This is a genomic window from Rhizorhabdus argentea (assembly GCF_037861105.1).
In the GTDB taxonomy this organism is placed as follows: Bacteria; Pseudomonadota; Alphaproteobacteria; order Sphingomonadales; family Sphingomonadaceae; genus Rhizorhabdus; species Rhizorhabdus argentea.
The window spans coordinates 54550-66910 of sequence record NZ_JBANFK010000013.1 but is presented as its reverse complement, the minus strand read 5'-3'; the positions used below and the strand labels follow the sequence as shown (position 1 = coordinate 66910).

General features: G+C 66.6%; 4 protein-coding genes and 1 riboswitch. All 4 genes read right to left on the bottom strand.

What is annotated here, in order from left to right; genetic code table 11:
* Positions 1 to 69: 69 nt before the first annotated feature.
* On the bottom strand, positions 70 to 1305 hold the full coding sequence (locus tag AAC645_RS13175) for a putative DNA modification/repair radical SAM protein (RefSeq protein ID WP_340316636.1): 1236 nt from the start codon (positions 1303 to 1305) through the stop codon (positions 70 to 72).
* 259 nt (positions 1306 to 1564) lie between these two features.
* Complete coding sequence (locus AAC645_RS13170) at positions 1565 to 4675, bottom strand: CHAT domain-containing protein (protein ID WP_340316634.1); 3111 nt, start codon at positions 4673 to 4675, stop codon at positions 1565 to 1567.
* A complete protein-coding gene (locus tag AAC645_RS13165; RefSeq protein WP_340316632.1) occupies positions 4675 to 10080 on the bottom strand; it encodes a beta strand repeat-containing protein in 5406 nt (1801 codons plus the stop codon). Before AAC645_RS13165 ends, AAC645_RS13170 begins: the two co-directional genes overlap by 1 nt.
* A complete protein-coding gene (locus tag AAC645_RS13160; RefSeq protein WP_340316630.1) occupies positions 10080 to 11861 on the bottom strand; it encodes a ShlB/FhaC/HecB family hemolysin secretion/activation protein in 1782 nt (593 codons plus the stop codon). The genes AAC645_RS13165 and AAC645_RS13160 overlap by 1 nt, the downstream gene beginning before the upstream one ends.
* 257 nt (positions 11862 to 12118) lie before the next feature.
* A riboswitch (cobalamin riboswitch) is annotated at positions 12119 to 12324 on the top strand.
* Positions 12325 to 12361 lie beyond the last annotated feature (37 nt).

The window sequence follows — 12361 nt, the reverse complement described above, 5'->3', positions numbered from 1 at the left end:
TTAGCTCGAATGAAGAAAAGAGAGATTCCAGCTTTCGCTGGAATGACGGCAAGAGACAGCATCATCCGACTACCCGAACAGCTCCAGCTGCTCCGTTACCCTCGCCTTGAGATCAATTCGGTCGATCAGCCCCGAGGGGCTCCAGTCCCTGGTCATAATGAACGGCCGCAGCTTGGCGATCGAACGCGACAGCCGGCCGACATCGGCGAGGGAGAGCGTGCGCCAGCGCCGCGATGCCAGGATCGCGTCGACCGCCTTCACCCCAAGTCCCGGCACGCGCAGCAGCAGTTCGCGCGGTGCGCGGTTGACGTCGACCGGAAATATCTCGCGCGCCTGCAGCGCCCAGGCGAGCTTGGGATCGATGTCGAGCGGCAGCATGCCCTGCTCGTCGGTCGCGGCCGCCACCTCGGCCGGCTTGTAGCCGTAAAAGCGCATCATCCAGTCGGACTGGTAGAGCCGGTGCTCGCGCATCAGGGGTGGCCGCCGCAGCGGCAGGATCGCCGAGGCATCGGGAATCGGGCTGAACGCCGAATAATAGACGCGCCGCATTGCGAAGCGATCATAGAGGTTGCTGGCGGTGCTCATGATGTCGCGATCATTGGCTGCATCGGCGCCGACGATCATCTGCGTCGATTGCCCGGCCGGCGCGAAGCGGGGGGCCGATTTGTAGCGCCGCCGGGCGTCCGCCCCATCCTCGATCGACTCCTTCATGCCAGCCATCGCGCTGCGGATGCCGAACGCCGATTTTTCCGGCGCGAGCCGGGCCAATCCCGCCTCGGTCGGCAGCTCGATGTTGATCGAGATCCGGTCGGCATGGCGTCCGGCAAGATCGATCAGCGCCGGATCGGCATCGGGGATCGTCTTGAGATGAATATAGCCGCGGAACTGATGGTCCTCACGCAGCGATCGCGCCACCTCGACGATCTGTTCCATCGTATAGTTGGAGGACTTGATAATCCCCGAGGACAGGAACAGCCCCTCGATATAGTTTCGCCGGTAAAAGGCGAGCGTCAGGTCGACCACCTCCTGTGCCGTGAACCGCGCGCGGCGGACGTTCGAGCTTTTGCGGTTGATGCAATAATGGCAGTCGAAGATGCAGCTGTTGGTCAGTAATATCTTCAGCAGCGAAATGCAGCGGCCATCGGGCGCATAAGCATGGCAAATGCCCATCCCCTCGGTCGAGCCGATACCGTCCGCCTTGCCGGCCGAGTCCCGCTTGCTGGTGCCCGAGGACGCGCAGGACGCGTCATATTTGGCAGCGTCCGCAAGGATCTCGAGCTTCTGCCGCGTGTCGAGCTGGGCCATGTGTTCGATATATGTTCCGGCGGGGCATCTGTCGAGCCATGCCGGCGAAACAATTCGCCCTTGCCCGCACGAAGGAGAACGGAAAGCCTAGGCGGAATGACTTTACCTTGATCCGTTCTTCCCGAGCAAAGTCGAGGGACGTCCACACGCGGTCTGGGCGATGTCTCGACTTCGCTCGACACGAACGGTCGAGGGTCTGGGTTAAGTCAACGTCATCCGAGTCTAGGGCCGGCGATGAGGGCCGGCCGAAGCCCGCCGCTCAGTGCGTCGACTGCACCGCGCTGGCGGGGATGTCCGCCGGCAACAGCGGCCGTTCGCCGTCGCCGACGATCGCGAAAGCCGACCAGTAATAAGGATGCGAGGTGTTGGGATCGTCCATCAGGCCGATCTGCGCCTTGCGCATCGCGGTCGCCATCGGCGTGCCCGGCGGCGCCGTGAACAATCCGGTGATCAACCGCTTGGTGGCGTTGAAGTCGTCCGGCACCGGCCAATGGCTGGCGATCACCGTCCGGGCGCCCGCCCCGACGAAGGCGCGGACCAGGCCGTCGAGCGCGAAATTGCCGCCCGTAGTGATGCCCGCTTCGCGTGTTGCCGAAACCGTCGCCATGCCCGCAGTATCGCAAGCCGACAGCACGACGACGTCGGCATCAAGCTTGAGGTCGAAAATCTCCTTGAACGAGAGCAGCCCGTCCGAGGTGCCGCCGCCAAAGGAGGTCAGCAGCGCGGGGCGTGCCGGGCATTCGGGCCGCGGCGCCGTGACCAGACCATGGGTCGCGAAGTGGATGATCCGATAATCCGACAGGTCGGTACGACCCTCGATCGTCGAGTCCGAGAAGTCGGCCCCGGTGATCAGCGCAGACCTGTCCTTGCCGATGATGCCGCTCGCCAGGAACAGCTCCGACGAGGAGATCGGATTATTCCAGTTGCTCAGCGGCCAGGCGCAGCTATCGGCCATCGCCGGCGGCGGCACGAAGAAGGGATTCAGCGCTGGCCGGGCATTCTCGCCCAGGCCGATATAGCCCTTGGTTCCCTTGGACCCCGCCACGCCGCGCCCGTCGACGAAAGAGCGCGGGCTCACCACGGTCGAGATGTCGCGATCACGGCCCAGCCACGCGACGCCGCGGAAGTCGAAGTCGTCGGCATTGGGCTTCTTGAGGCGGTCGAGATAGGCGTCCACCCCGCCCTGCTCCATCGGCAGGAGATTGGCGGGCAGCTGCAGCAGGGGACCGTCCGGCTCCCAGATGAAGTTGGTGACCTGATGGACTTCGGCGTCGACCGGCCCCATCAGCGATACATAGAGCTTGCGCGCCAGCACCACGTCGAACGGATAGGTCGCGACCTGCCCATTCTCGACTTTCACGATCGAGTCGCGGATCTGCGCGACGGTGTCCTCGAGCTGCTTGGTGGTGACGTCGAGCTTCCATGCGCGCGCCACATCCCTGGTGACGAACATCGCATAGGCGTCCTGCGACACCAGCGTGACCTTGTAATAGCCGTCGCCGGGGCGGAGCGCCTTCTGCAGCTCGTCGACCTGCATCGTTGCCGGCGACAGCACCCGATAGCGCGGGAACTGCGCCAGTTTCGACTGGAGCACGGTCTGGTCGCGCGAATATTTCGCGAGCCGGGCCTGCGCATCGAGCAGCGCCGGCCTGTCGGCGGGATTGGCCCCCGCCGAATATTTGGCGATCTCGCCAGTCGCCCGGGCGATGTAGCGCGACAGCGTCACCGACTGGCGGAACAGGCTCGACGCCTCGTCGTCGCCGCCCGAAAGCTCGCGGGCGAGCAGCGCCTGGGTCTGGGCGATGCCGGGCCGCAGCATCACCTGGCTCGCGCCGAACATCTGCGCGACCGCCTTGGGGTCCGTCGCGGCACGCTCGGCCAGCAGCCGGAAATAGGGCCGCAGCAGCGAGCGGATGGAGCTCATCGCGCCGGGCAGGTTCTCCGCCGCCGAAATCACCTCGCCATACATGGCAGCAGCCCGTTCGCCCTGCCCGTGACGGCTGAGGAAGCCGGCGAAGCGCGCCTTGGCGCCGAGCGAGATGGCGGTGTTGGGATGCTGGATCTCCACCACCTGCAGCGCGTCGGCATAGAGCCGCTCCGCCTCGGCGATATTGCCTTCGGCCTCGGCCACCAGCGCGAGTTCGCTCTGGATGTTCGAGCGCAGCCAGCCGGTGCTGTTGAGCTTGCCCTCGCGGACGCCCTGCATCCCGTTGACCGCCTCGGCGAAGCTCGCGCGCGCCTTGGCGTAATCCTTGTTGATGCGATAGGCGACGCCGCGCAGCTGGAGTGCCTGGGCATCGAGGATCTGGGCGCGCTCGAAGGCCTGGAGCTGGCCGTCGAGCGACCCGCCCAGATCGTTCAGGCCCTTGTCCTCGCGATTGAGATCGTCGGCGATGTCTCCCGATATCTCGCCGCTCGCCAGCATTGTGTCGGCGGCGGCCCGCGACTCGATCTCCGCGACCGGCTTCGACAGCTCGTCGACCGCTTCCTTGAGTTTGTTCTGGTTGAGCTCATGGATCGCGTGGAAATTGCGCAGCATGCGGCCGGTGACCGGATCGGCAAGCGAACTGGGGGTGGAGGCGCGCGTGAACAGCGCATCGGCCGCCGAGAAATTGCGCTGGTTCGATTCCTGCAACGCCTGGTTGGCGAGATATTCGGAGAGGCGCGCGTCCGCCCTGGTGCCGCTGGAATCGCGTTCGACCAGCGCTTCGAAAAACTCGGCCGCCTCGGCATAGGAGCCGTCATTGTTGCGCGAATAGGCCTCGGCGAGGGCGCTGTCGCTGTCGAGCGCGCCCGCCTGGACCCGTGCGAAGGCCGCTGGATCGCCCGCGGAGGTGGTGGCGACCTGAACCTCGCCCTTGACGATCGCGTCGGCGACGATGGTGCGCAGGCCGAGCTGCAGCGCACTGTCATAGCCGCCCAGTCCGTCGGCGATGTAGACGGTCTTGCCCCGGCTATAGGCGTAGCTCTTATAGGCGAGCTGATTGGTCGGATCGACGCATTCGCGCGCCTGGACATTGCCGAGACCGCCGAGCGCGACGCTGGTGGGCGCCTCGCATGTTAGTGGGGTTTCGCTATTGGCGGCCACCCTTGCCACCGGATCGTCCTTGCCTGTCCGCAGCGCGAACAGCCGGCCGACCGGCGCCGCCGCGTCGCGGCAGACGATCCGGTAGCCGCGATCGAACATGCCGACCAGATTGGGGCTGACGGCGCGGTTCTGCGCGGTGCAGAGCACACCGCTCGATCCGATCCGGAAGCTGTTGCGCAGCGACAGGCCACCCGGCTGCGTCGCGGCCGGCGCCATCGCCGGCACGCTGAACGCGAACACCGCGAGAAACTCGGCCATCAAGGCCACACGCCCGTTACGCATCACTGGCCTCCTCCCGGGGTTTCACCGAGACCATCTTCGCCACTCCACAAGCTGCTGTTTCCACTGCTGGTGACGGGGGTGTCGACCTGCGCGGACCCCGAGCCGATGTTGCTCGTGTCGATCAGCACATTGGCGCCACCGACCGAACCGCCCGAGCCGCCACTGCTGGCGCTCTCGCTGCTCTCGTCGTCGCCGCCCTCGTCGGCGCTGCTGTCGTCGGCGCCTGCGCTGCTGCTGCTGGCGGAGCTGCCGCCACCATCACCACTGCCCGCGCCCGGGCCGCCGGTGTCACCACCGGTATCGGCCGAACTGCTGATGCTACCACCCCCGACGCGGGTGCCGGTCAGCGAAGCCTGGATGCTCGACGTGATCTTGTCGGTTTCCATCGACACGGTCTCGATTACCTCGGGATCCTCGGTCACCGGCGGCGGTGGTGGCGGAGGAGGAGGAGGAGGAGGCGAGGTCGGTTCCTCGACCGGCGGCGGAGGCGGCGGAGGAGGAGAGGTCGGTTCCTCGACCGGCGGAGGCGGGGGAGGAGGAGGCGAGGTCGGCTCCTCGACCGCGGGCGGTGGCGGCGGCGAGGTTGGCTGTTCTACTGGCGGCGGAGGGGGCGGCGACGTCGGGCGCGGTATTGGTACCGCGCAAGCCTGTTGGTTAACGGTGCACGAGGTGCCGGAGCTGAAGCCGATCGAACCCGCCGGATCGAGGTAGAAGTTGATCGGCGAGGCCCCCTCCGTGGTCAGCGCGAAGGTACTGAAGCTGAGCGCGCCGTTGCCCGACGAGACTTCCGGGGTGCCCTTCTGCGGCGGGTTGATACCGAGATTCTCGATCGTCGTCGTGCTCGTGATCGCGAGATCGCCGCCGGAGGTGTTGATCTTGAAGGATCCCCGCGTCGTCGACCCGCCTTCCGAATAGCCGGAGCTGACTGCGGTCAGATCCCCACGGATCGTGAGATCCCCGGCGGTGAGCGGCTGATGGGGGGTGCTGGAATTGGGGCCATCGGAACGGTAGGAGGAGATCAGCGCGAAGCTGCCGCCGATGCCGGCGCCACCAACGCCGGCGGTACCGAATTGGCCATGGGAGCCGCCACCGCCGCCTTGGCCATAGACATCGATCGAGACCGACGCGATGTCGACCGGCGCGCCGCGCGACTGCACCGCGACGCTGCCGCCGGTGCCGATGCCGCCATTGGCGCCATCGCCGCTGGTGCCGGTGCCGCTTCCATCGACGCCGGCGCCGCCATCGCCGCCCCGGCCGAAAGCCTGCGCAGCGATCGAACCGAAGCTGGCCTGGCCGCTCGTGCCACTGGTGTCGGGCCCGTTGAACATGCCGAGAATGATGATACCGCCGGTTGCATTGCCGCCGGCGCCGCCGTCGCCGCCATCGGCGTTGGTCTGCTCCTGGACATTGCCCGTGCCAGCCCCGCCCAGCCCGCCGAGCGCATAGGCGACGACATTGGCATTGCCGATATCGACCTGGCCGTAGCCGGCCTCGCCACCGATGTTGATCCTGCCGCCAAAGGCGTCGCCGCCGATGCCGCCATCGGCGCCGGACGTGCTGCCGCCGAAAGCATCGGCGTCGCCGCCCACGCCGAACGCAGTCAGCCTTACCGCGTTCGCCGTGATCGAGCTGGTCGACGGGGTGGTGATGTCGGTGAACGCCTGGAACTCGGCATAACCGCCGCGGCCGACGCCGCCCTGGCCAGCCAGCCCGTCCGCGTCGGCGTTCGCCGCGCCGCCGATGCCGTTCGACAGCAGCAACAGGCTGTCACCCGCATTGCCGCCCGAGAAGGTGAGCGTACCCGAAACCGCCTCGGCGAAGGATCCGAAAAACGGATTATAGGTGTTATAGTCGGGCGCGCCGCCCATCCCGATGCCGCCATTATAGCCGTTGCCGCCATAGCCGCTGGTGTCGGCGATCGCGGTACCGGTGGTGACGCTGAGCGAGCCGTGGAAGGCGCGGAAGCCCGCTTCACCGCCGGTGCCTTTACCGCCGGTCGCGCCGTGGCCGTTGATTTCGAACGCCTCATAGCCGGCGTCGCCACCCGAACCGATAGCGGTCAGATCGGCCGCCATGGCGGTGACGGTTCCGCCGGCCTGATCGGCGGCCAGGACCGCGTGGCCGCCGAACCCCTCGCCGCCGACGAGCGCGCCGTCGCCACCCGTCCCGTCGGCATAGAGGTTGACCGTGCCGACGGTCAGGGTGCCGCTGCCCGCGGCGAGCCGCAGGCCGCCGCCCTTGCCGATGCCGCCGGTGCCGCTGTCGGAATCGCCGCCATCGCCATAGGCGGTGACAGTGACCAAGCCATCGATCGCCAATTGGCTGGTGCCGTCCACATTGCTTTGGAAACTGCCGCCCTGCCCGAGGCCAGCAGCCTCGCTGGCGCCGTAACTGCTGCCGCCGGTGCCGTCGACATGGCCCTCATAGCCGGCGGTGAGGTGAAGCGAGAGGCGGGGTGTGCCGGAGTCGGCGGTGAATATCTCAAGTATGCCGCCGGTGCCGTCGCCGCCACGCGAACTCTCATAGCCATCGACGGAACCATGGGCGTCGGCGTTGACCTTGCCGTTGAAGGTCACGGTGCCCGTGCCCGAATTGGAGAGGCGGACCTGACCGGCCAGCGCGTCCCCGCTCGTAGTATCCCCGCCGCCAGCGTCGGCATTCGCAGACAGATAGACCACGCCCGTCTGGGTGATAGTGCCGGCGGTCGCGCCAATCTCGACAAAGCCCTTGGCCGGCAAACCTCCAGCGGAGGCGATATAGAAGGCATCACCGCCGAAATTGCCGTCGCCGCCTTCGGCATCGGCGCTCAGCGACAATATGCCGTTTGAAACGATCGAGCCGCCGTTGCCGAACAGCCGCACCGAACCGCCGCGGCCATTGCCGCCGGCTCCCGTGCCGTCGGTACCGCCGCCGCTTCCGAGGGCGCTCAGGCTGGCGCCATTGGTAAGCGTCAGGGTGCCGCCATTGATGGTGGTGCCGAAATCGACCTTGCCGCCATAGCCATGGCCACCCTGGTGGCCGCCATAGCCGCCCTGGCCGTCGCTGCTGACCGAAGGCGCGCTGGTGAAGGTGAGATGGCTCGCGCTAGCGTCGACAAAGGCCGATACCGAGCCGCCACTACCGGTGCCGCCGGTGCCGCCGCCGGAGTCGCCGCCTTGTCCATCGGCATGAGCCGAAAAGCTGCCGATGGACAGCGTGTTCGTGCTGCTGCTGTTGACGCTGATCTGGCCGCCGGAGCCGTTGCCCCCGCTCCCCGCCGTGCTGCGGTACCCGCCCGCGCCGTTTGCGTAGCCGGTATAGTTCGCCAGCGTCAGCGTGCCCGATCCGGACGCGAACAGGTTCAGATGGCCGCCGGTCGCAGTGCCGCCGCCTTCCGAGACTTCGCCGCCAAAAAATGCGCTCGCATCGGCCGTGACCGGACCATCGAGGTTCAGGGTGCCGCCGCTGGCGGCGATTTCGACGGTGCCGCCGATGGCGTTGCCCGCACTGCCGCTGGCGCTGCCATTGCCGCCTTCGGAATAGGCCTGCAGTATGATCGAACCGGGTGGCCCGCTCTGCGTCAGGCTGCCACTCCCCGACGTCTCCAGCTTCACAAAGCCCTGATTGCTACCCGTCGCCCCCGCCATGCCGCCCGTGGCCCCGGACCCGCCGAACGAGTTGGCGCGCAAGGTGAAAGCGTTCGCCGTGATCGTGCCGCCGCTGGCAAGCAACTGCGCCGACCCGCCGACGCCATTGCCGCCATTGCCGCCGCTGCCGCCATCGCCGCCGGACCCACCGGCTCCGAGCAGCAGGCTGCCACCGACGGCGAGCGTGCTGCCCGATGACGCCGAGACCATGATGTCGCCGCCCTGCCCCGATCCGCCATTGCCGCCGCTGGCATAGCCGCCCTGGCCGATGGACGTCGCCGTCAGGCCCCCACCGATGGTGATCCCGCCCCCCGTTGCGCTGACGGTGATGTTGCCGCCCGTGCCGCTGAAGCTGTTTTGGGCGTTGCCGCTGGCGTCGAGGATGAGGTCGTTGAAGCTCAGCAAATTTCCGCTTGAGGCGGTGATGTCGATAGCGCCGCCGTGCGAAGAACCGGCCGCCAGCGACTGGCTGGTGTCGACCGTCAGAGGCGAATCGAAACTGGTCGCCCCGGCAGAGCTGTTGATGGTAATGCCGCCGCCGCCTGACCTGACAAGCGTCTCGCCATGGAAGGCGCCGCCCGAAATGGTGGTGGGATTGCTGGTCTGGACATAGATCGGCGTGGCGTCATAGCTGCCGCCGTTGAACGTGCCCCCGGTGATGTTGGCCGGATTTGTGCCCGAATTGCCCGCCGAGACGCCGCCCAGCGTGCCGACCGAGGTCCCATCGGTGTCGCGGCCGACCGACAGGACGATGCCCTGATCGGTCACGACCGCGCCGTTGGCGACCTGGAAACCCATCGTTCCATTTGTCGCGCCATTTGTCAGCAGCATCGTTATCGCGGTGTTCTTCGGGATCGCGACCGCATAGATCGCATGGCTGATCCCGGGGCTGCCCGTGCCGTCGACATGGGCGACGGTGGTGCCGCCATGCACGAGCGCCGCCGTTGTCGACGTTGAACCCGCGACCTGGGTGCCGCCGCCGACCGGCACCGAAATGCTGAACAGGTCGTTGTTGGTGGTCAGGTCCACCTGGGTGGCCGCGACATAGGCGACGCTGCCGCCGGCGCTGACCGTGCCATTCTGGATGACCTGCGGCGCCAATATGCCGAAATAGTCGCTCGTCGTTATGGTGGCGCCGCTGTCGATCTGGACCGACGTTCCACCCATGGCCGGATCGGTATGAACGCCCGTGACCTCGCCCGTCATCGGATCGCTGACAATACCGGTGAGAGGGATGGGCGCGGTCGTCAGCAACAGGCCGCCCACGTTGAACGTGACGCCCGAGCCGATCAGCAGGCCGCCCGGCGTGTAGAACCAGATGTTGCCGCCGGCATTGGAGGTGACGCTGCCACCCACGAATTGGATTTGTCGGGTCGTATCGGTGGGGACGATATTGTTGAGGACGGTATATTTGCCACCGTTCGAGAGCAGCGCGGCGCCGGCCTGATAGTGGACGGTGCCGCTCTCCAGGAAGACGATCGGCGCGGTGCCGCTAATGTCGTCCGGCGCCCAGTTGATCTGGGCCTGGGCGTTGGTGATGGTGATCGTATCGCCCGCGCCGTTGGGGTTCCGAACGATGCTATAGCCCGTGCCGGAGCAGTCTCCTGTGCCACAATCCGGGATTCCCAGAAATCCGTTCTGAACCGCGGCCGACGCTTCGCGCATCGGCATCGCCAGCATCGTCGCCACGGCGAGGACCGAGCTGAGCGTTCGCAGATGGGAAGCTCGGCCGCGATGTGGGCGGATCGCCGCGCCGGCGGCTCGTGGATCGTTACGCATTACCGGTTACTCCAAGGCCACAGCTTGGTGGTGAGGGACACAAGGAAACGGGGGTCATGGTTGCTGGTCTGCAGCCCGGCGGCCTCGAGCGGGATCGCGAGGGTGCCGTCGATCCGGAAGCGGTTGTTGAGCAGCGCGCGCAGGCCGACGCCGACCGACAGCAGGCGATCCGGATTGGCCGCGCCGGCAATCCGGTTCTCGCGCCGGTTCCAGGTCCAGGCGATATCGGCGAAGGTGAAGGGCAGCACTGATAGATTGACTTTGGGCAGCGGCGTGACCCGCGGGAAGCGCAGTTCGAAGCCGCTGCCGGCGCCGCTGTCGCCGATGATCGTGCCGGGATCATAGCCGCGGCCGATCGAGTAATTGCCGCCCGAATATTGCTCGAAGCTAAGCAGCGGATCGAACGCATATTGCAGGCGCGGCAGCGCCGCGAGCCAGAAGCCTTCGCCCAGGTTAAGCTCAACCGAGGCCGAGGCGCGGACCAGCGTCGCGGTTGGATCGGCGAGAGTCCTGCTCGGTCCGACGACGGTTGCCGCAGTGGTCGGCTGGGTCGCGTTGAAGACATCGAGCCCCTTGCGCAGCTCGAACGAGCCCGATGCGCGCCAGCGCGGCACCCTCCGTTCGGCGACATCCGCCGCATCCATGTCGAGCCGCAGGAAGGCCACACGCAGATGATCGCGGGTCAGATCGATCCTGTTGAACTTCACGGTCTGGTTCAGATAATCGAAGCCCGCCGCACTGACGAGGCTGAAGCCCTGGGTCCGGATCACCGGATAGCGTATCTCGCCAGTGGCGAAGAGCGTGCGCGCCGTCAGCTTGGCGGTAGGCGCCGTGGCGATCGGATTGATCGAGGGTTTCGACCACGCATAGGTGAGGTTGCCGCCAATGGTCAGGCCTTCGCTGCCCAGCCTGGTCTCATAGCCGAGCTGAGCGACCTGCTGCTCCTTGAAGTCGGCGGTGCTCGACACCGAGGCGGTCAGCCGGTCGCCGCCCAGCAGGCCATAGGCCTGCGCCGAGACCGCGCCGGTCCAGCGGCCCGCGCTGTGGGCCGAGAAATTCTGGAGGTTGGCGCTCGCCTCAAACGGCGTACGGATGACGCTGACATCGCCGACCAGCTCGCCGGGGGCACCGCCGGCCGGCTTGAGCGAGAGGCGGACTTCATAGCCGGGAAGATCGCGCGACAGCAGCAGATAGCGCTCCGCGACGTAGCGGTTGAAGATCTTCTCCTCCGTCAGGTGCGACAGATAGCTGGCCAGCAGCTGTTCCGCCTTGCCGGCATTGCCGCGCACCCGGATCGCCACGATCTTGGCGAACAGCACCTCGAACTTGACGACGCCATTCTCGATACGCTGCACCGGCACCTGCACCGCCGCAAGATAGCCCTTGCGGCGCAGCGCGGTCGCCGCGGCGTCGCGGATCGTGCAGATCGTGCTGATCGGGCGATCAGGCCCGAGCAGCGAGGCATAGCTGTCCTTCAGCTCTTCGGGGGTAATGCCCTGAAGGTTGTTGAATTCCGCAGCGCTGATCGTCACCTTGATATCGGCATAAGCGGGCGCGTCGAGCGCGCAGGGCGCGCGTTCTATGTCGCCGTCGATCTTCAGCCGGGCCGAGCGCGGGGCCTGATCCTGGGAACGCCGGTCGATTTCTTCGCGGGTCGGCGCGAGTTGCTGGGGGGGAGGCGCGACCGGCGGCGGAGCGACCTGAGCCCAGGCAGCCGTGCTCGGCAAAAATGTGAAAAGCAGCGCCGTGGAGGCGGCTGCCGAGAAGAGCGACCTACGCAAAAACCCCCCCATATGCCCCTGAGCAGCGAACCCCTTCGCTGAAGACCTGCACTTACTCTTGCTGACATGGATTGTCATGGACAATCATCATCCGCACAACGACTTGCAGGACATGTGACCGTGATCACACGCAGACTTTCCGGTCTTCGTCGTACAGCGTTTTGCGGTGCTTATTTCGTGCCCTGCAAATCTCCGCGGTAACGGCCGCTTGTTGCTGCACCGCAACCAAATCCTTGCGAAACCGGGGAAGTGCGACTAGGGGCGCTGACGCGACAGGATCCCGGCAACGGGAAAAGGGAATTAGGAAGCGGGGCTTGCCCCGCCTGCCGAAGCTGCCCCCGCAACTGTGATCGGATAGCGATCGCCCCAATCCGCGTCACTGGCCGCCCTCGGGCGGCTGGGAAGGCCGGGGCGATCGCCGAGACCCGAGAGCCAGGAAACCTGCCCGTCGCGGTCGTTCTATCATGCGGGCGGGGTGCACCACATGAACGAGGCGAAAC